A 19362-nucleotide genomic window follows, 5' to 3' on the forward strand; every position below is an offset into this window, starting at 1 on the left:
TTCGAGGTTGGCAGCGGGCTTGGGGGCCATGGTGCGGTGGACGGGTGAAGCGTCATCCACCCTACGGATTGCGCGTGGCAAGCGGCCGGAGGGGTGAAGCGGCGGTGGATTTCCATGGGCCCGCGCTCCCGATGGGGGCTGCCGAAGCCAATCGGGCAGTCGTCCCGGTGTCCGCCCCTGGCGCGCGCGATTGGCCCGCGCAGAAACATCGGGAACTCCAACGGAAGCGGGCGAACCAATCCATGACCCGCGCGGAAACGCCACCTGCGACAATCGGCCCGCTGCGCCTATGCGCGAAAAGCGCGGATGATTGACCGAGATCAACACACCCTAGGGGATATGCATGCTTGGCCTGGGCGCCCTTGAACTGGCCCGTATCCAGTTCGCTTTCACCATCTCCTTCCACATCATCTTCCCCGCCATCAGCATCGGCATGGCCAGTTACCTGGCGGTGCTGGAGGGGCTCTGGCTGAAGACCCGCAAGGACGTCTACTACGACCTCTACCGGTTCTGGCTGCAGATCTTCGCGGTGACCTTCGGCATGGGCGTGGTGTCCGGGGTGGTGATGAGCTACCAGTTCGGCACCAACTGGAGCGAGCTCTCGGCCCGCGCCGGCAGCATCATGGGGCCGCTGCTGACCTACGAGGTGCTCACCGCGTTCTTCCTCGAGGCCGGTTTCCTCGGGATCATGCTGTTCGGCCTGAACAAGGTCGGCAAAGGCCTGCACTTCTTCGCCACCCTGATGGTGGCCATCGGCACCCTGATCTCCACCTTCTGGATTCTCTCGTCCAACAGCTGGATGCACACGCCGCAGGGCTACAGCATCGTCGACGGGGTGTTCTACCCAGAGAGCTGGTTCGACATCGTCTTCAACCCATCCTTCCCCTATCGCCTGGCGCACATGGCCATCGCCGCCTTCCTCAGCACCGCGTTCATCGTCGGCGCCACCGGCGCCTGGCACCTGCTCAAGGGCAAGCGCGATCCGGCGACCCGGGTGATGTTCTCCATGGCCTTGTGGATGGCCTTGCTGGTGGCCCCGGTACAGGCGGTGGTCGGCGACTTCCACGGCCTCAACACCCTCAAGCACCAGCCGGCGAAGATCGCCGCCATCGAAGGCCATTGGGAAACCGAGCGCGGCATCCCCCTGCTGCTGTTCGGCATCCCCGACATGCAGGCCGAAACCACCCGCTATGCCCTGGGCATTCCCCGCCTCGGCAGCCTGATCCTGGCCCACGACATCGATGGCGAGATCAAGGGCCTGAAGGCCTGGCCCAAGGAAGACCGGCCGAATTCGCTGATCGTGTTCTGGAGTTTCCGGGTGATGGTCGGCCTCGGCCTGCTGATGATCCTCTGCGGCGTGATCAGCCTGTACCTGCGCGCCCGCGGTCGCCTCTACGAGGCGCGGCCGTTCCATTGGCTGGCCCTGGCGATGGGCCCCGCCGGCCTGCTGGCGCTGCTCGCCGGCTGGGTGACCACCGAAGTGGGCCGCCAGCCCTGGGTGATCTACGGCCTGCTGCGCACCTCCGACGCGGTGTCCAACCACAGCGTCGGGCAGATGAGCCTGACCCTGAGCGCCTTCGTGGTGGTCTACCTGGCGGTGTTCGGCGTGGGCATCACCTATCTGCTGCGGATGATGCGCAAGGGGCCGCAACGCGCCGGCAGCATCGATCCGCGCCAGTCCGGCGGACCGGACGGCGGGCCGGGACACACCCGCACGCCGGCGCGACCGATCTCCGCGGCCGACGACGACGTGGACGACGGTCCCGGGGTCGCCGCCGAGGACCGGGGCATGCATCCCTCGAACGACAAGGAGCGCGGCGATGACCATTGATCTTCCGCTGATCTGGACCGCCATCATCGGCTTCGGCATCTTCATGTACGTGGTGATGGACGGCTTCGACCTGGGCATCGGCATCCTCTTCCCGTTCATCCGCGACCACGAAGAGCGCGACGTGATGATGAACAGCGTGGCGCCGATCTGGGACGGCAACGAAACCTGGCTGGTGCTCGGCGGCGCCGGCCTGTTCGCAGCCTTCCCGGTGGCTTACTCGGTGGTGCTGACGGCGCTCTACCTGCCGTTGATCCTGATGCTGATCGCGCTGATCTTCCGCGGCGTGGCCTTCGAGTTCCGCTTCAAGGCCAAGCGCACCCGCTACGTGTGGGACGCGGCCTTCATCGGCGGTTCGATGGTCGCCACCTTCGCCCAGGGCGTGGTCTTGGGCGCCTTCATCGACGGTATCCCGGTGGCCAACCGCGCCTACGCCGGCGGCGCCTTCGACTGGCTGGCGCCCTTCCCGCTGTTCTGCGGCGCGGCGCTGCTCTGCGGCTACGCCCTGCTGGGCTGCACCTGGCTGATCATGAAGACCGAGGGCCGCCTGCAACGCCACATGTACAAGCTGGTGGTGCCGCTGACCTGCGTGCTGCTGCTATTCATCGCGGTGGTCAGCGTGTGGACGCCGCTGGCCCACCAGGCCATCGCCCAGCGCTGGTTCACCCTGCCCAACCTGTTCTACTTCATGCCGGTGCCGACCCTGGTGGCGATCACCGTGCTCGGGCTGGTGCGGGCGGTGGCGGTGCGCGCGGACAAGCAGCCGTTCCTGCTCACCCTGACCCTGATCGCCCTCTCCTACGCCGGCCTGGCGATCAGCGTGTGGCCGAACATCGTGCCGCCGTCGCTGAGCATCTGGGAAGCGTCGGCACCGGAGAAAAGCCAGGCGTTCACCCTGGTGGGCGTGACCTTCATGGTGCCGGTCATCCTGATCTACACGGCCTACAGCTATTACGTGTTCCGCGGCAAGATCAAGCTGGGCGAGGGGTACCACTGATGCGCCCGCTGTGGCAGCGCCTGGCCTGGTTCGCCGGGCTCTGGCTGGGCGGCGTGCTGGCGGTCACCGCGCTGGCCTACCTGATCAAGCTGGGCATGGGCCTGGCCTGAGCGCCGGCTCGAAGGCCCTAACCGCGCCGCCGCGAACCAGCCGGCGAGCCGCGCATCCATAAGCGCCGCCCAGCTCAGGAGGTTTCCGGAGCCAGGGCGGCTTCGCTGTCGACATCGCGCAGCACGCCAGGATCGTCGAGGTCGATCGCGACGCAGCACTCGGGCCGCTCCTGCAGCAGCTCGCGCGCGCCGCGGTCGCCCTCCAGGGTCTCCAGCGCGCCCCAGAAGAGCCGCCCGAACAGCACCGGATGGCCGCGCTCGCCGCGGTAGCGGGGAAACAGGATATGTGTAGCCTCGGCGGCGCACGCCAGGCGCCTGAGACTGCCTTCGGCGATCCAGGGCATGTCGCCGAGCAGCACCGCCAGTGCCCGCGCGGGGCGCTCGCGCAGGGCGCGGGCACCGGCCGCCAGGCTGTGACCCATGCCCAAGTCGGCCTCGGCGCAGCGGATCACCCGCACCTCCGCCGGGATGCCCAAGGCCTGGGCGTCGTCGTCCTCGCGCAGCACCACCGCCACCTCGGCGAAGCAGCGCCGTGCCTGGGCCAGGCTGGCGGCCAGTAACGGGGTGCCGTCGGGCAGGCGCGCCAGGCGCTTGTCGCGGCCGAAGCGGCGTCCGCGTCCGGCGGCGAGAATCAGGGCGATCACATCGGTGTCAGGCAGCATCCCGGCAGTCTACCCAGGGCGCGCCGCGGACGACACCCGCGGCATCGGCGGCCCTCATCGCCGGCAGCCTGCCATGGACCCTACCGCCGGTTCCGCACTCAGGAGGCGTAGCGCTGCAGGTTCTCCATCATTTCCTTGAGCGCCTCGAGGTTGTCCGCCGGGTGGGCGGCGCCCTCGAAGTCGCAGATGCGCTGCCACTGGGCGGCCACGTCCTCCGGGCTGAAGCCGGCACGCGGGTCGAAACCGGCGCCGAGGCTGCGCTCCCAGCGGACCTTGCCGATCCAGCCGCCGCCCACCTCGAACAGCCCAGAGGTGTCCTGGCAGGCGCCGCTGCCCAGGTACACCACCAGCGGGCTGACCAGTTCGGGTTTGAGTTGCTCGAAGACCTGGGGCGGGATCAGCCCTTCGGTCATCCGGGTGCCGCCGGTGGGCGCGATGGCGTTGACCAGGATGTTGTTCTTGCGGCCTTCGATGGCCAGGGTGCGGGTCAGGCCGTAGAGCCCGAGCTTGGCCATGCCGTAGTTGCTCTGGCCGAAGTTGCCGTAGATGCCGGAGGTGGAGGCGGTGAAGATCACCCGCCCGTAGTTCTGCTCGCGCAGGTGCGGCCAGGCGGCCCGGGTGACCTTGTAGGCGCCCTCGACGTGAACCCGGTAGACCAGGTCCCAGTCGGCGTCCTCCATCTTGTGGAAGGTCTTGTCGCGGAGAATCCCGGCGTTGTTCACCACCACGTCGACGCGGCCGAAGTTGTCCAGGGCGGCCTGGACGATGCGCTCGCCGTCGGTCACCGAGTCGTGGCTGGCCACCGCGGTGCCGCCGGCCTCGCGGATTTCCGCGACCACCTTGTCGGCCGCCGAGGCATTGGCGCCTTCGCCGTGGGTGCTGCCGCCCAGGTCGTTGACCACCACCCGCGCGCCGTGCCGGGCGAACAGCAATGCGTGGTCGCGGCCGAGGCCGCCGCCGGCTCCGGTGACGATCACGACCTGGTCTTCGAAACGGACGGCTTCACGCATGGGACGCACTCCTGGCGAGGGGGAAAGACCCGGAGTGTCGCCAGGCCGCGCCGGGCTCACAACGAAGACGGCGGCGCTGAATACCCGTCGATAAGGCCGGGGGATGGACCCTCTCCCGCCAATCGAGCCCGGGTTTCGCGGAACGCCAGGTAATGCGCCAGCACCGCCTCCGGCGCCTCGACCTGGGGATAATGGCCGATCCCGTCCAGCAGCACGCTGTCCGCGGGGACGATCAATTCCCGGTAGCGCGCCACCATGTGCGCGCCGGAAATCGGATCGAGCGCCCCGTCGATCACCCGCAGCGGCACCCGCGTGCGCTGCATCGCCGTCACCCAGCGCTCGCGCTGGACGCGCCGCTCGGGGATGTAGCGGATCAAGCGATGCATCACCGCCGGGCCGTCGTGCTCGGCGATCAGCCGCCAGTAGGCGTCCAGGTCCACTTCGCTCGGCTGGGTGTCCGGGCCGAATATCCGGCGGAAATTGCGCGCCAGGCTGCGGCGGTTGAACAGGCGACCCACCAGCGGACCCAGCGGGCCGAGCAGGAGTTTCTGGCTGAGCACCGGGCGATGGGTCTCCGGGAACAGCCCGCCGTTGAGGAACACGCAACTGGCCAGGCGCAGCCGTCCCTCCTCGTGCCGCGCCAGCAATTCCTGCGCGACGCTGTCGCCGTAATCGTGGGCCAGCAGATGCAGCGGATGGCGGATGTCCAGGTGAGCGAGCAGCGCCTGCTGCACGTCGGCCTGTTCCAGCAGGCTATAAGCATGCCCGCGGGGCTTGGCCGAATCGCCGAAACCGAGCATGTCGCAGGCCAGCAGCCGGTAGCGCTGCGCCAACGGCTGCCAGAGGCGGTGCCAGTCCCAGCTGGCGGTGGGGAAGCCGTGGATCAGCAACAACGGTTCGGCGTCCTCCGCTCCGGCGCACCAGTAGCGGATGCGCCGCCCGCCCAGATCCAGGTCGTGGCCGGCGGCGCGCCAGGCGTCGAGGGCGATGCCGGGCAGCGCCATCAGGCGGCGTAGCCCGGGTTCTGCGCATCCAGCTTGCGCAGCAGGGCCGGCCAGGGCAGCGCGCCGCCCATGCCCTGCGGGCTGCGCATCACCCCGGCGATCATCGCCTTGGCGCCGTCGAGCACCTGCTGCGGGATGTGGATGAGTTCGGCGCCGCTGCCCTGGGCCAGCACCTGGATCTCGCAGGCGCGTTGCAGGGTGAACATCATCAGGAAGGCGTCGGCGATGCTGCCGGCGGCGGTGAGCAGGCCGTGGTTGGGCAGGATCATGAAGTTCTTCTCCCCCAGGTCCCGTTGCAACCGCGCCTTCTCCTCGTGGTGCAGGGCCACGCCCTCGTAGCCGTGGTAGGCCAGGCTGGCGAGCACGAACAGCGATTGCTGGGACAACGGCAGCAGGCCCTGCTTCTGCGCCGACACGGCGATGCCCGCGGCGGTATGGATGTGCAGCACGCAACCGACGTCCGGCCGCGCTTCGTGCACCGCGCTGTGGATGGTGTAGCCGGCCGGGTTGATCTCGTAAGGGCTGTCCATCAGCTTGCGCCCCTCCAGGTCCACCTTCACCAGGCTGGAGGCGGTGATTTCATGGAACATCAGCCCGTAGGGGTTGATCAGGAAATCCTCGGTGCCGGGCACCTTGGCCGAGATGTGGGTGAAGATCAGGTCGTCCCAGCCATACAGGGCGATCAGCCGGTAACAGGCGGCGAGGTCGACGCGGGCCTGCCATTCGGCGGCGGACACCTGGTTTTCCAGCGGGGACGGAAAGGGCATTTGAGCGTTCACGGATCGGGCCTCCTGGGCATCTTGTCGTTGTGCCCTGGAGTCTAGCGGTCGCTCCTGCCGAGGGTAGTCGCCTTGGCAGCCAGCTTAGTGGCCCTGTGGGTCAGCCTCACAGCCAGTGCGCCAGCAGCGGCGCGGCGAACAGGTTGAGCAGCCCCATCAGCACCATCACCAGTCCGGCCACCGTGCCCTCCTCGCCGCCCACCTCGTGGGCCCGCGCCACGCCGGCGCCGTGGGCCCCGACGCCGAACAGCGCGCCACGCGCCAGGCTGCTGCGCAGCGGCAACCACTTCAGCAGCAGGCCGCCGGTCAGGGCGCCGAACACGCCGGTGAGCATGACGAACACCGCGGTCAGTTCGGGGATACCGCCCAGGTCGCGGGCCACCGGCATGGCGAAGGGCGTGGTGATCGAGCGCGGCACTAACGACCGGCTCACCGCGCCGTCCAGGGACAGCGCATTGGCCAGTCCCCAGGAACTGGCGATGGCCACCGAGCTGCCCGCCAGCATGCCCAGCAACAGAGCCGGCCAATGCCGCGCCAGCAAGGCGCGCTGCTCCCAGATGGGCACGGCGAACGCCACCGTCGCCGGGCCGAGCAACAGCATCAACAGGTGGGTGTTGCTGGCGTATTCGGCATAGCCGGTGCGCAAGGGCACGGCCACCGCCAACAGCAAGGCCGGCACCAGCAGCAGGGGCGACAGCAGGTAACGACCGCTGCGCCGGTATAACCACCGGCTGAACAGGTAGCCGCCGAGGGTCAGGGCCAGCCAGAACAGCGGCATGGGTTCAAGGCTCATGATGCGGCCCCCAGCGGCAGACCGCCTCCACCGTCAGCGCGGTGGCGAGCATCACCAGCAGCGTGCTGCTGCCGATCACCAGCAGGATGCGCCAGCCGCTCTGGCGCAGCAGCGCGCCGTAATCCAGCAGGCTCATCAGGGCGGGAATGAAGAACAGCAGCATTTCCGCCATCAGCAGGCCGGCGCCCAGGCGCAGGGCCGCGGGCTCGACCCAGCCGCTGGCGAAGGCGGCGAGGAGCAGGCCGAGCCCCACCACGCCACCGGGGATCGGCCAGTGCAACCAAGCGGCCAGGGCGCAACCGAACCCGTAAAGCCCCAGCAGGGCTGCGAGTTCGGCACAGAGACGGGTGAAACGCAGGAAGCGCACAAGATTCATGGCGGCGGCCTCGAAGGAGCCTGCAGTGTAAAAAGCCGTCTACCATCCCAAAAGCGAATTGTTAGACTCGTTCGGATTCCAAAGCGGAATACCACCCCATCGATGAGGTCTTCATGGAGTTCAAACACCTGCGCAGCTTCGCCGAGGTGGTGCGCCAGGGCGGCTTCACCCAGGCGGCCAAGGTCCTGCACGCCAGCCAGTCGGCGATCAGTAAGCAAGTCGCGCAGCTCGAACACAGCCTCGGCGTGCGCTTGCTGGAGCGCCTGGGCCCGCAGGTTCGCCTGACCGATGCCGGCCAGGTGGTGCAGCGCCATGCCGAACACCTGCTGAGGCTGCGCCAGGAGCTGCTGAGCGAATTGGACGACCTCAGTCAACTGGCCCAGGGCGAGTTGCGCCTGGGCCTGCCGATGCTCGGCAGCGATGCCCTGTTCGCCGCGCCCTTCGCCGAATACCGCCGGCGCTATCCGCAGATTTCGGTGCAACTGGTCGAGGCCGGCAGCAAGGGCATCGAGCAGGCGGTGCTGAACGGCGAGCTCGACCTCGGCGCGGGGCTCCAGCCGGACGACCCGCAGTTCGCCTGCCAGCCCTTCTGCAACGAGCCGCTGGATATCCTGCTGCCCGCCGATCACCCACTGGCCGGCTGTGCCAGCCTGCCGCTGGAACGCCTGGCCGAGACGCCCTTCCTGCTCTATCAGCAGAGTTTCACCCTCAACGACCGCCTGCTGCTAGCCTGCCGCCAGGCCGGCTTCGTCCCCCGCGAGGGCGGCCGCAGCGGCCAGGCCGACTTCCTCGTCGCCCTGGTGGCCGCCGGCCAGGGCGTGGTGCTGCTGCCGCGGGTGGTCGCCCGTGCGCTGGAGCGCCCGGGCGTGGTGCGCCTGACCCTGGAATCGCCGGATTTGCGCTGGGACATCGCCTTTATCTGGCGGCGCGGCGCCTACCTGTCCCACGCGGCGCGGGCCTGGCTCGCGCTGTTGCGGGAGACCCCCGCGGCCTGAAGCGGGCCCGTGGCGCCTGCAAGGGCGCCTGGACGCCCGGCTGCGGGCGCAGGATCGGCTACATCAACTCGGCGTAGGGGCCGCTTAGCAGCGGCCATTCCAACTGCGCCTGGGGATCGTCGGCGAGCAGGCGGAAACCGGCGAAGTCGAACGCCGGCGCCACCGTACACCCCACCAGCGCGTAGGCGCCCAGCGATCGCGCCGCCTGCCAGGCACAGGCCGGCACCGCCCGTTGCGGCAGGCTCCGCTCGTCCACCGGGCCGAGGCGCTCGCGCCGCACGCTGTGCGGGGTCTCGGCGACCAACAGTTCCAGGGGCTCGCCTTCATAGAAATGCCACAGCTCGTCGGCGTCCACCCGGTGCCAGCGACTGGCCACGCCGGCGGGCAACAGGAAGAGGATCGCCGAAGAACAGCGGCGCCCGCCGGGCAGGCGCTGCACCGACTCGAAGACCCGCCGGTAGTAGCCCCCTTCGGGATGCGCGGTCAGCGCCAGGCGCTCGATGAGTTCGGCGGCGCGCGGGTCCATCAGCGGCCGCGCAACAGACCGATCAGTTCGGCCAGCCAGGGTTCGGCGTCGGTTTCCGGGGTGACGCTTTCGCTGGCGTCCAGGCGCAGCATCGGCAGCACCTCGAGGATGCCCATCTCGGCATACAGCTCGCGGATCTGCTCGCCGCCGCCGCAATAGGTATCGCCGTAGCTGGAATCGCCCAGGCCGATCACCGCGCCGGGCCGCCCGGACCAGGCCGGCAGGCGGTCGCGCAGGGCGTGGTAGAGCGGTTGCAGGTTGTCCGGCAATTCGCCCATGCCGGTGGTGGAGGTGACCACCAGCAGCGCCTCGGGGGCGAAGGCCAACAGCTCGTCGAGGCCGGCGCGCGGGTGATACCAGGTCTCCAACCCGGCGGCGCCGAGCAGGCGCTGGGCGTGTCGGGCGACCTCTTCGGCGGCGCCGTAGACCGAACCGGACAGAATGGCGATCTTCATCGAAAACTCCCAAACCAAGCGAAACGCCGGGCAGTATGCCGCAAGTGGACAGCCCGTCCCGATGTTTTAGAATCCCCGCACTGGCACTTCAGGTAACGACCGATGATCAACGCGACGCTCCTGCAACGGATGATCGACGCCTCCAACGACGGCATCGTGGTGGCCGAACAGGAGGGCGACGACAACATCCTGATCTACGCCAACCCGGCCTTCGAGCGGCTCACCGGCTACGCCCGCGACGACATCCTCTACCAGGACTGCCGCTTCCTGCAGAACGGCGAGCACGAGCAGACCGGTATCGCCGCGATCCGCAAGGCGATCCAGCGCCAGCAACCGTGCCGGCAGATCATCCGCAACTATCGCCGCGACGGCAGCGCCTTCTGGAACGAGCTGTCGATCACCCCGGTGTTCAACGAAAGCGATCGGCTGACCTACTACGTCGGCATCCAGAAGGACGTCAGCGAGCAGGTGGAGGCGCAACGGCGGGTACGCGAGCTGGAAGCCGAGCTCGCCGCCCTCAAGGCGCGCTTCGCGGTCGACTGACCCTTCGCGCACCCGGCGGAATCGCGGCGCCACGCGCCGCCGCGGAACACCGGCGAGCCCTCAGAGCATCGCCGGCGCGCGCCGGCAGAGGGTATCCAGGGCCGCGACCCAGTCCGGGTGGGTGTTCACGCAAGGCACCAGCACCAGTTCCTCGCCACCCGCTTCGCGGAATTGCTCGAGACCCCGCTGGCCGATCTCCTCCAGGGTCTCGATGCAGTCGGAGACGAACGCCGGGCACATCACCAGCAGTTTCTTCACCCCTTGCTTGCCCAGCGCGTCCAGGCGCGCCTCGGTGTAGGGCTCGATCCACTTGTCGCGGCCGAGGCGCGACTGGAAGGACACCGACCATTGCTCGGGCCGCAGGCCGGCGCGCGCGGCGAAGGCTTCGGCGGTGCGCAGGCACTGGCTGCGGTAGCAGACCGCGAGCACGTCGTCGCGCACCTCGGCGCTGCTCGGTGCGCGCAGGTCGTGGCCGGGGTCGCGGACCAGCTTGCGGATATGCCGCTCCGGCAGGCCGTGGAAGCTCAGCAGCAAGTGATCGAAATCCTGCTGCAAGTACGGCCGGGCGCTGGCCACCAATGCGTCCAGGTACTCGGGCTGGTCGTAGAACGGCTGCAGGACCGACACCTGCAGGTTCAGCCCCTGCTCGCGGATCACCCGCAGGGCCTCCTCCACGGCGGTGGTGGTGGTGCTGTCGGCGAACTGCGGGTACAGCGGCGCCAGGGTCACCTGGCCAATGCCCTGGCGGGCCAGGCCGACCAGCGCCCGCTCGATGGAGGGTTCGCCGTAGCGCATCGCCAGCTCCACCGGCCCCTGGGTCCAGCGCGCCTTCATCGCCTCCTGCAAGCGTCGGCTGAGGACGATCAGCGGCGAGCCTTCCGGCCACCAGATCGACGCATAGGCATGGGCGGACTGCGCCGGCCGGCGGATCAGGATCAGCGAGACCAGCAGGCGCCGCAGCGGCCAGGGCAGGTCGACCACGTAGGGGTCCATGAGGAATTCGTCGAGGTAGCGGCGTACGTCGGGCACCTCGGGCGAGGCCGGCGAGCCCAGGTTGGCCAGCAGCAGAGCGTGTTCGGTCATCGGGCGTCCTCGGAAAGCAGGTCGGCCAGCGCCGACTCCAGCGTGTTGAAACGGAAAACGAAACCGGCTTGCAGGGCACGCAGCGGTACGACCCGCTGACCGCCGAGCAACAGCCCGGACAATTCGCCCAGGCCCGCCTTCAGCAGCCAGGCGGGAAGCGGCAGGCACGCCGGGCGGCCCAGGGCCCGCGCCAACGCGCGGGTGAAGTCGCGGTTGCGAACCGGTTGCGGCGCGCACGCATTATAGGGACCGCGCGCCTGCGGGTGCCGCAAGAGAAAATCGATCAGGGCGATCTGGTCCGCCAGGTGAATCCAGGGCATCCATTGGCGCCCCTGGCCGAGGCGGCCGCCCAGGCCCAGCCGGAACGGCGGCAACAGACGCGCGAGGAAACCGCCTTCGCGCGCCAGGACCAGCCCGGTCCGCAGAACCACCACCCGCATCTCCGCGGTTTCGGCGGCGAGGGCGATGCGTTCCCAGTCGGCGCACAGGCGGCTGGCAAAGCCCTGGTCGCGGGGCGGGCTGGACTCGTCCAGCTCGGCATCCCCCGCGTCGCCGTACCAGCCCACTGCGGAGCCGGACAACAACAGGCTCGGACCCGACCGCCGTTGCGCCAGCCAGGCCACCAGGCTTTTGCTGAGGGCCAGCCGCGAGGCCCGCAGCAGCGCGCGGCGGGTCTGGCTCCAGGGGCGATCGGCGATACCCGCGCCGGCCAGGTTGACCACCGCGTCCAGGGGATCGTCGCCGTAATCCTCCAGCCGACCGATGCCGCGTACGCCCTCGCCGCAGCGCGCGGCGACGGAGCCCGGGTCGCGGCTCCAGACGGTCAACCGATGGCCCTCGGCGCTCCAGCGCCGGCACAGGCCGCGACCGATCAGGCCGGTGCCGCCCGTCAATAGAATGTGCATGTCGTTCCTTGCCGGTTGCCGTCCTGGGACTCCAGCGACATTATACAAATTAAGTTTTATGTACAGCTATTGTATAAACATAGCGCACGGGTGAATACGCTATTCTCGATCACACCCGCTTGCGGCGCCAGGAAGTGCCGCACGCCGAACGGGCCCGCGCGGTCGCGTTCGGGTGGAGTCGGCGAGCCGATGAATCGGGCGCGCCGTGGTCCGAGGCATTGAGTAGCAATGCCGGACGACCTTCCTGCCAACGAGGTAACTATGAGTACACCCATCGCCATCATCGGTGCCGGCCTGGCGGGCCTTTCCGCCGCCCATGCGCTGCATGCCGCCGGCCTGGACATCCAACTCTTCGAGAAAAGCCGCGGCAGTGGCGGTCGCATGGGCAGCAAGCGCAGCGACATCGGCGTGCTCGACCTGGGCGCGCAATATTTCACCGTCCGCGACCGGCGCTTCGCCGATGTCGTGGCCCAGTGGCGGCAACGCGGCTGGGCAGCGCAATGGTCGCCTAGCCTGTACAACTTCAGCCGCGGCCTGCTCAGCCACTCGCCGGACGAGCAGGAGCGCTGGGTCGGCACCCCGCGCATGAGCGCCATCACCCGTGGCCTGCTCGGCGACCTGCCGGTGCGCTTCGCCTGCCGCATCGCCGAGGTTTTCCGCGGCGAACGCCATTGGCACCTGCAAGATGCCGAAGGCGTCACCCATGGCCCGTTCAGCCATGTGCTGATCGCCACCCCGGCGCCCCAGGCCACCGCCCTGCTCGCCGCCGCGCCGAAGCTGGCCGCGGCCGCCGCCAGCGTGCAGATGGAACCGACCTGGGCGGTCGCCCTGGCCTTCGATACGCCCCTGGATACCCGGGTGGACGGCTGTTTCGTCCAGGAAGGCCCGCTCGACTGGCTGGCGCGCACCCGCAGCCGGCCGGGGCGCGAAACCCAGCCGGACACCTGGGTGCTGCACGCCAGCAGCGCCTGGAGCCGCCAGCATCTCGACCTGCCCAAGGACGCCGTGATCGAACACCTGCACGGCGCCTTCGCCGAGCTGATCGGCTGCGCGGTGCCGCCCTCGAGCTTCACCCTCGCGCATCGCTGGCTCTATGCGCGGCCCGCCCAGGCGCACCAGTGGGGCGCCCTGGCGGACGCCGACCTGGGCATCTATGCCTGTGGCGACTGGTGCCTGTCCGGCCGTGTCGAGGGCGCCTGGCTGAGCGGGCAGGAGGCCGCGCGGCGCCTGCTCGAACACCGGCAATGAGGCGCCTCGACCCGCGCAAGCTGCTGCTGTCCAAATGGACCGCGACGCTGCCGCGGCAGCGGGAGAAGCATTTCCTGGTCACGGAACTGTTCCACGACGAGGAAGGCGTGCTACGGGAGATCGAATTGCAGGCGGTGCTCACCCGGCGCAGCCAACGCCTGGACTGGCGCGCGCTACGCGACGACGCCCACTGGCGGATCGGCTGGCGCTGAGCGCCCCGCCGGCCTGCCCGGCCCACGAGCGGGCCGGATGCTTGGCCCGGCGGCGGGGGTCGCGCGCGGACCAGGGGCCCAGCGGCAGACGCCCCTGGCCCGCCCCGCTAAACCGGTCGTGGCCCTATGCCCTTAGGGCGCGGGTGCGCCTCAGGGCTGGCCCTTGCCGCCGGACGCCCCGAAGACCTGTCCGGTGATGTAGCTGCCTTCGGTGGACGCCAGTAACACGTAGATGGGCGCGATCTCCGCCGGTTGCCCCGGCCGCTCCATGGGGGTTTCACCGCCGAAGTCCTTGAGTTTCTCCAGGGTCTGCCCGCCGGACACTTGCAGCGCGGTCCAGAACGGGCCCGGCGCCACCGCGTTGACCCGAATGCCGCGCTTGGCCATCTGCTTGGCCAAACCCTTGCTGAAGTTGGCGATGGCGGCCTTGGTCATCGCGTAGTCCACCAGGTTCTCCGAGGGGTCGTAGGCGTTCACCGAGGCGGTGTTGATGATCGCCGAGCCCTCCGGCATCAACGGGATCGCCGCCTTGGTGATCCAGAACATGGCGTAGAGATTGGTCTTCAACGTCCAGTCGAATTGCTCGGTGCTGATCTCGAGGATGGAATCGTGGCTCTGCTGGCGACCGGCGTTGTTCACCAGGATGTCCAGGCCGCCGAGCGCCTTCGCCGCCTTCTCCACCAGCTCGCGGCAGAAGGCTTCGTTGCGGATGTCGCCGGGAATCGCCACCGCCTTGCGGCCGTCCTTGCGGATCAGCTCGATCACTTCCCGCGCATCCGGCTCTTCGTCCGGCAGGTAGTTGATCGCCACGTCGGCGCCTTCGCGGGCGTAGGCGATGGCAGCCGCCCGGCCAATGCCGGAATCGCCGCCGGTGATCAGCGCCTTGCGCCCGGCCAGCCGATTGTTGCCACGGTAACTGGTTTCGCCGTGATCCGGGCGCGGGTCCATCTTGCCGGCGAGGCCCGGCCAGGGTTGGGTCTGCGCCTTGAACGGCGGGCGCGGATAGCCGCTTTTCGGATCGCGCAGCGGCGGTACGCTGGGCGCCTGTTCCGCCCCACCGCTCTGGGCGAAGGCCGGGGCCGCCACAGTGGCGGCCAGCGTCACCGCGGCACCTTGCATCAGCTTGCGCCGGGAAGCGGAGATTTCGTTTGGTTTCATGTCGGGCTCCTTGTAAGAACGTGGGAAGGCGCGACGCCACGGCGGTTCCTCCGCCGCGCTGGCCGATGGCCGCGCCACAATGCCCCTGGTCCATGCAGGGGCATGACTGGGGTAGACGCCCCGCTCTGCCACAACGTTCCCGCCGATTCGCCCGGCCCCGGCCGCCGCCACCGCGCCACCAAGGAGGGGCGCGAAAAGCCGCTCGCGCACGCCCGGGGAAATCGTCCCCACGAACACGAGCAAGCGTTTCCAGGCGACACAGGCTTGCTCCAGGACAAGGCAGAAACTGTTCGATCGATCAAAATCCGCCCGATTTCGGGGAGTCCGGGAGAGGCATGGGTTTCACCGTTTTCGTCGCCGCCCGCTCACCCATGGGCCTGCGCGGAAAATCCGGGTGCCTTCCCTACCGATCCGGGGTTTTGGCGCCCTTCTTGCTTTGCCCGCCGAGGCCTGACCGTTCGGACAGGTAAAAAAAGAGAAACGCACCAGGAGCGCACCCGATGAATCGTCCCCTCTCCCTGCTGAGCCTCGGCGGCGCCCTGCTGCTGGGCGGCCAGGCCCATGCCGGCGACGTCCTGCAATGGCAGGACAATAGCCTGACCTACCTGTACGGCAAGGACTTCAAGATCGATCCGGCGATCCAGCAGACGCTGACCTTCGAGCACGCCAGCGGCTGGAGCATCGGCGACCTGTTCCTCTTCGTCGATTCGATCCACTACAACGGCGGCCGCAATGGCGCCAACGACAGCCGCACCTTCTATGGCGAGATCAGCCCGCGCCTGTCCTTCGGCAAACTGCTGGACCGCAAGCTGGAGTTCGGCCCGATCGAGGATGTCTTGCTCGCCGCCACCTACGAGTTCGGCGAGGATGACGTGGACGCCTACCTGCTGGGCCCGGCGGTGGACCTCAAGGTACCCGGCTTCGACTACTTCCAGATCAACACCTACTACCGCCGACCGGACGGCGACCGCGACGGGCGCGGCGTCTGGCAGATCACCCCGGTCTGGGGCTACACCCTGCCGCTGGGCAATTCGGACCTGCTGATCGACGGCTACATGGACTGGGTGGTGGACAACGACGACAGCTACCACGCCAACCTGCACTTCAACCCGCAGATCAAGTACGACCTGGGCAAGGCCATGGGCTGGGGGGTCAAGCACTTCTACGTCGGCCTGGAATACGACTACTGGAAGGACAAGTACGGGATCGACAACCGCAGCTACCTGGGCGACGAGATCCTCGGCGGGACCGACCAGAACACCGCCAGCCTGCTGCTCAAGGTGCATTTCTGAGCCGCGCCCGGCCAGGTGCCCCTGCGCGGCATCGCGGCCGATCTCGCGTTTGAGCACTGGGTCGCAGACGGACCACGCGCCCTGTCACAGAATTCGGGACCGACCGCGCCTCCCGCGCGGCGTCCCAGGATTCCCGTGCAGGAGCGCCCCATGTCCCACTTCGATCACCCGTCCCTTCCCCCCGAAACCACGCAGGCCGAACGCGAAACCGCCAGACCGCTCGGCCTGGACCTCAGCCGCAGGACGCTGATGAAGGGCCTGGGCCTGACCTTCGGCGGCCTGCTGCTCGGGCGCGCCGGCGCCGGCATGGCGGCGACGCCGGCCGCCGCGGCCAACACCCAGGTGTTCGCCGGGCTCAACCTGTCCGGGCTGTCGCTCAACAGCTATGTGGAAAATGCCGAACTGGGCACCCACTACCGCACCCCGGAGGACAAGCACATCGTCGCCGCCGGCGACTGCCCGTTCTTCCGCCTGCCCGTCACCGCCGCCCGCCTCACCCAGAGCCAGGGTTTCCCGCTGATCGAGCGCTACTGCAAGGAGATCGAGCAGGTCCTGAACCTGCTCCAGGCACGCGGCAAGAAGGCCATTCTCGAGCTGCACGACTTCATGCGCCTGCCGACCAAGGTCGCCGAGCTGCGCGGTTACACCCGCAACGCCAGCTACCAGGTGCTCGACCCGCAAGGCAAGGTGGTCGGCGACCTGACCGCCCAGGCGACCTGGGGCAACGCCTACCGGCTCAATGCCCACCTGGACTACATCGGCCACTTCGACTCCCGCGACGGCGCCCTGCGGCTCTACGAGAACCGCATCATCGGCACCGCCGGCTGCCAGCTCTACACCCTGGACGGCCTGCCGGACCTGTGGATGCGCATCGTCAAGCGCTTCCGCGACCACCCGGCGATCCTCGGCTGGGGGATCATGAACGAACCCTACACCGGCAAGGAACTGAACGCCGACGGCAGCCCGTTCGACATGCGCGCGCACTGGCTGGAAACCGCCAACCGCTGTGCGGCGGCGATCATCTACCAGGACAAGCAGCACAACCTGTTCATCTGCGGCAACGAGTTCGCCAGCGCCCTGATGTGGAAGCAGTACTCGATGCCGTTGTTCGACATCCCCGATCCCTACAACCAGATCGTCTACGAGGCGCACAACTACCTGGACAACAAGGGCAGTGGCGGCGGCCAGTGGCGGAACCGCAACGAGGTGGTGGACCCGAACCAGGGCGTGCTGATGGTCCAGCCCTTCATCGAGGCGCTGCAGCAGTACGGCAAGCGCGGCTTCCTCGGCGAGCATGGCTACCCCGAGGGCAACCAGAGCGCCTACGTGGCCACGGTGAACCTGCTCAAGCACTTGCAAGCCAAGCACGTGATGAACGCGCAGTGGTGCTTCGGTCCGGGCTTCCCCGACGACGACGAGCTGGGCCTGTCCAAGGACAGCAACACCAGCACGGTCCCGGTGAAGGCGAACATCAATGCGGTGAAACCCTTCTTCACGGTGCGCCTGCCGAACCTGCAGATTCCGGCCTGACGAAAGCGCGGGGATCGCCACGGGCACGGCGCTCCCCGGTTCGCGACGCACCTCGAGCGGGCTGGAGGTAAGCACCATCCGCCCAGCGCCCGGCCACGCCGAAGCCTCGGCCAATCGGACACGAACGATCAGCCCAAGCGGTTCGAATTGGGGAGGAAGGAGCACTCGGGTAACGAACGGCCCATCGCGGGGGCGAGGGGCCGTTCAACGGAAGGGCGAGGAGATGCCGGTCATCCCGCGCCCGGGAAGCGGACCGACGCCCGCTCGAAACGCCTCAGTTGCAGCGGGCGCTGACCTCGCCCTTGCCCTGCACCGTGCACTCGCTCACGTCCTTCGGCAGAAGCATGTTCTGCTTCGCGCCATCGGCGTATTCGCAGACCAGATAGAGTTCGCGGGGGCTGTCGTGGTACCCCTTGAGGTCCCAGGACACCCCATCCTCGCCATCCGGCACCAGGCTGGCGAGTTCCTCGGGAGGCCCGTCGAACACCTCGGCGCCGCTCAGGACGCCACCGGCGGCGGCCTTGGCGGGACAGGCGATCTCGGCGTGGGCGCAACCCGTCAGCAGCATCAGGCCGAACAGCGCGGACAGCAGGGGGCGGGCATCATTCGACGACATAGTATTCGTCTCCATTGTTGATTTTCTTGGCGGCGGTGTTGTTGAAGCGGATCAACCGTTCGCTCACCGCCTTGCGCACACCGTTGGTGATCCACTGGTCCAGCACGATGATGCCGGCACCGGTGCGCCGCACGAAGATCGCGGCATGGCTGGTGCCGTCCTTGCGGCTGCCGTAGCGGCCGTCGTCGTCGAAGGTGGCGATGACCGTGCCGCTGGTCAGTTCGCTGAGGTCCTTGACCCGCTCGCCCCGCCTCCAGTTCGCCGTGAGCGGCGCACCAGCCGCCACCTGCACGTAAGGCACGCAATGTCCGGTGCCGATGGATTGACCGATGTATGAAGCCGCATTTCTTGCCAGGTAGGCCATTCGCTGGATGTCCTTGTCGAGTCCGTCTGCGCACGTCGCACGCGCCCCTCCGGCCTGTCGCCCGACGGCGTTCGTCGACCGGTCCGGTATCTTGGCCCATTCGAGATCGAAGAGGCGCCGGAGGTTCGATGTTTTGTGATGCAGCGCACCCCTGCGCGGCGCTGGCCAAGGGCCAGGCCATCCACCGCGGAAGGATGGCGGGCGCAGCCACTGAGCGAATCCCGCGGGCACCGGTCCCATGCAAGACCCTACCGTCGCGGAGTTCGTCATGAAGCACCCCCTCCCCCGCGCCGCCCGAGCGTTCGCCAGGAACGCCTGTTCCGGCCCCGCGCGGCTCGCGCGCGCGCTGCTGAGCGGCTTCCTGGCGCTGGGCCTGGGCGCTTGCGCCAGCCTGTTCCCGCAGGACCCGCTGCGCATCGACCTGGTCGGCCTCGAGCCGCTGCCGAGCCAGGACCTGGAACTGCGTTTCGCGGTGAAACTGCGGGTGCAGAACCCCAACGATGCCGCCATCGACTACGACGGCGTCGCCCTCGACCTGAACGTCAACGGCCGGCGCCTGGCCAGCGGCGTCAGCGACCAGCATGGCCAGGTACCGCGCTTCGGCGAAGCCGTGCTCAGCGTTCCGCTGAGCCTGTCCGCCTTCTCGGCGGTGCGCCAGGCCTGGGGCATGGCCGACCAGCCGCCGGGCAAGGGCCTGCCCTACCGGCTGAGCGGCAAGCTCAACGACGGCCTGCTGGGCAGCCGGCGCTTCAGCGATACCGGCGTCTTGGATTGGCCGGCGTCCCTGGCCGCGCCCTGACGGTAGCCGATACGCCCGCCACCCGCGAAGACGACCGCGCCACAGGGACGCGCGATCGGTCGCCGCCGCCGGCAGTT

Annotated in this window: 23 protein-coding genes; 10 read left to right on the forward strand and 13 right to left on the reverse strand. The window is 68.6% G+C overall.

Annotated elements, in window-relative coordinates; genetic code table 11:
* Window positions 1-343 precede the first annotated feature (343 nt).
* The 3 genes from OGL92_RS03445 to OGL92_RS03455 are packed head-to-tail and all read left to right on the forward strand — an operon-like array spanning window position 344 to window position 2935.
* Window positions 344-1831, forward strand: a complete 1488-nt coding sequence (locus OGL92_RS03445; RefSeq protein WP_263140484.1) for a cytochrome ubiquinol oxidase subunit I — start codon at window positions 344-346, stop codon at window positions 1829-1831.
* Window positions 1821-2825: a cytochrome d ubiquinol oxidase subunit II gene (cydB, locus tag OGL92_RS03450; RefSeq protein ID WP_263140485.1), complete on the forward strand. Its 1005-nt coding sequence runs from the start codon at window positions 1821-1823 to the stop codon at window positions 2823-2825. The genes OGL92_RS03445 and cydB overlap by 11 nt, the downstream gene beginning before the upstream one ends.
* Complete coding sequence (locus tag OGL92_RS03455; protein ID WP_263140492.1) at window positions 2825-2935, forward strand: DUF2474 family protein; 111 nt, start codon at window positions 2825-2827, stop codon at window positions 2933-2935. Before cydB ends, OGL92_RS03455 begins: the two co-directional genes overlap by 1 nt.
* A gap of 74 nt (window positions 2936-3009) precedes the next feature.
* On the opposite strand, the gene OGL92_RS03460 is transcribed toward OGL92_RS03455, so the two are convergent.
* The 6 genes from OGL92_RS03460 to OGL92_RS03485 form a co-directional block, all read right to left on the reverse strand.
* Window positions 3010-3597: a nucleotidyltransferase family protein gene (locus OGL92_RS03460; RefSeq protein ID WP_263140495.1), complete on the reverse strand. Its 588-nt coding sequence runs from the start codon at window positions 3595-3597 to the stop codon at window positions 3010-3012.
* Window positions 3598-3695: 98 nt separating this feature from the next.
* A complete protein-coding gene (locus OGL92_RS03465) occupies window positions 3696-4607 on the reverse strand; it encodes an SDR family oxidoreductase (protein WP_263140498.1) in 912 nt (303 codons plus the stop codon).
* Window positions 4608-4663: 56 nt separating this feature from the next.
* Window positions 4664-5611 (reverse strand): alpha/beta hydrolase, encoded by a 948-nt coding sequence (locus OGL92_RS03470; RefSeq protein ID WP_263140502.1) that lies wholly within the window; start codon window positions 5609-5611, stop codon window positions 4664-4666.
* A complete protein-coding gene (locus OGL92_RS03475; RefSeq protein WP_263140966.1) occupies window positions 5611-6378 on the reverse strand; it encodes a class II aldolase/adducin family protein in 768 nt (255 codons plus the stop codon). Before OGL92_RS03475 ends, OGL92_RS03470 begins: the two co-directional genes overlap by 1 nt.
* Window positions 6379-6496: 118 nt before the next feature.
* Window positions 6497-7183, reverse strand: coding sequence for an LrgB family protein (locus tag OGL92_RS03480; protein WP_263140504.1), 687 nt, complete (start codon window positions 7181-7183; stop codon window positions 6497-6499).
* Complete coding sequence (locus tag OGL92_RS03485) at window positions 7173-7559, reverse strand: CidA/LrgA family protein (RefSeq protein ID WP_263140506.1); 387 nt, start codon at window positions 7557-7559, stop codon at window positions 7173-7175. The genes OGL92_RS03480 and OGL92_RS03485 overlap by 11 nt, the downstream gene beginning before the upstream one ends.
* 113 nt (window positions 7560-7672) lie before the next feature.
* Between OGL92_RS03485 and OGL92_RS03490 the strand changes: the two genes are divergently transcribed.
* A complete protein-coding gene (locus tag OGL92_RS03490; RefSeq protein WP_263140508.1) occupies window positions 7673-8554 on the forward strand; it encodes a LysR family transcriptional regulator in 882 nt (293 codons plus the stop codon).
* Between the two features lie 58 nt (window positions 8555-8612).
* Here the strand turns inward: OGL92_RS03490 and OGL92_RS03495 are convergent, their stop codons facing one another.
* Window positions 8613-9080: a cupin domain-containing protein gene (locus OGL92_RS03495; protein ID WP_263140509.1), complete on the reverse strand. Its 468-nt coding sequence runs from the start codon at window positions 9078-9080 to the stop codon at window positions 8613-8615.
* Window positions 9080-9535 (reverse strand): flavodoxin, encoded by a 456-nt coding sequence (locus tag OGL92_RS03500; protein ID WP_263140513.1) that lies wholly within the window; start codon window positions 9533-9535, stop codon window positions 9080-9082. Before OGL92_RS03500 ends, OGL92_RS03495 begins: the two co-directional genes overlap by 1 nt.
* A gap of 102 nt (window positions 9536-9637) precedes the next feature.
* Between OGL92_RS03500 and OGL92_RS03505 the strand changes: the two genes are divergently transcribed.
* Window positions 9638-10078, forward strand: a complete 441-nt coding sequence (locus tag OGL92_RS03505) for a PAS domain-containing protein (RefSeq protein WP_263140515.1) — start codon at window positions 9638-9640, stop codon at window positions 10076-10078.
* A 60-nt stretch (window positions 10079-10138) separates the two neighbouring features.
* Here the strand turns inward: OGL92_RS03505 and hemH are convergent, their stop codons facing one another.
* Both hemH and OGL92_RS03515 read right to left on the reverse strand, forming a co-directional pair.
* Complete coding sequence (gene hemH / locus OGL92_RS03510) at window positions 10139-11161, reverse strand: ferrochelatase (RefSeq protein WP_263140517.1); 1023 nt, start codon at window positions 11159-11161, stop codon at window positions 10139-10141.
* Window positions 11158-12066, reverse strand: a complete 909-nt coding sequence (locus tag OGL92_RS03515; RefSeq protein ID WP_263140523.1) for a TIGR01777 family oxidoreductase — start codon at window positions 12064-12066, stop codon at window positions 11158-11160. The genes hemH and OGL92_RS03515 overlap by 4 nt, the downstream gene beginning before the upstream one ends.
* Before the next feature lie 261 nt (window positions 12067-12327).
* Here OGL92_RS03515 and OGL92_RS03520 point away from each other — a divergent pair, with 261 nt between their 5' ends.
* Together OGL92_RS03520 and OGL92_RS03525 are read left to right on the forward strand one after the other, a co-directional pair.
* Window positions 12328-13314, forward strand: a complete 987-nt coding sequence (locus OGL92_RS03520; protein WP_263140528.1) for an FAD-dependent oxidoreductase — start codon at window positions 12328-12330, stop codon at window positions 13312-13314.
* Window positions 13311-13526, forward strand: coding sequence for a TIGR02450 family Trp-rich protein (locus OGL92_RS03525; protein ID WP_263140533.1), 216 nt, complete (start codon window positions 13311-13313; stop codon window positions 13524-13526). Before OGL92_RS03520 ends, OGL92_RS03525 begins: the two co-directional genes overlap by 4 nt.
* A gap of 150 nt (window positions 13527-13676) precedes the next feature.
* Here the strand turns inward: OGL92_RS03525 and OGL92_RS03530 are convergent, their stop codons facing one another.
* Entirely contained in the window at window positions 13677-14684 is a 1008-nt protein-coding gene (locus tag OGL92_RS03530; protein ID WP_263140536.1) for an SDR family oxidoreductase, read from the reverse strand.
* 500 nt (window positions 14685-15184) lie between these two features.
* Between OGL92_RS03530 and OGL92_RS03535 the strand changes: the two genes are divergently transcribed.
* Together OGL92_RS03535 and OGL92_RS03540 are read left to right on the forward strand one after the other, a co-directional pair.
* Window positions 15185-15976, forward strand: coding sequence for an outer membrane protein OmpK (locus tag OGL92_RS03535; protein ID WP_263140537.1), 792 nt, complete (start codon window positions 15185-15187; stop codon window positions 15974-15976).
* A 150-nt stretch (window positions 15977-16126) separates the two neighbouring features.
* Window positions 16127-17506: a glycoside hydrolase family 5 protein gene (locus OGL92_RS03540; RefSeq protein ID WP_263140539.1), complete on the forward strand. Its 1380-nt coding sequence runs from the start codon at window positions 16127-16129 to the stop codon at window positions 17504-17506.
* Window positions 17507-17780: 274 nt separating this feature from the next.
* On the opposite strand, the gene OGL92_RS03545 is transcribed toward OGL92_RS03540, so the two are convergent.
* Window positions 17781-18122: an STY0301 family protein gene (locus OGL92_RS03545; protein ID WP_263140541.1), complete on the reverse strand. Its 342-nt coding sequence runs from the start codon at window positions 18120-18122 to the stop codon at window positions 17781-17783.
* Window positions 18109-18486, reverse strand: coding sequence for a BPSL0067 family protein (locus OGL92_RS03550; protein WP_263140544.1), 378 nt, complete (start codon window positions 18484-18486; stop codon window positions 18109-18111). Before OGL92_RS03550 ends, OGL92_RS03545 begins: the two co-directional genes overlap by 14 nt.
* 268 nt (window positions 18487-18754) lie before the next feature.
* On the opposite strand from OGL92_RS03550, the gene OGL92_RS03555 reads away from it, so the two are divergent.
* Window positions 18755-19285, forward strand: coding sequence for an LEA type 2 family protein (locus tag OGL92_RS03555; protein ID WP_263140547.1), 531 nt, complete (start codon window positions 18755-18757; stop codon window positions 19283-19285).
* Window positions 19286-19362 lie beyond the last annotated feature (77 nt).

The organism is Pseudomonas sp. RIT-PI-AD, from assembly GCF_025642785.1.
Taxonomy (GTDB): Bacteria; Pseudomonadota; Gammaproteobacteria; order Pseudomonadales; family Pseudomonadaceae; genus Pseudomonas_T.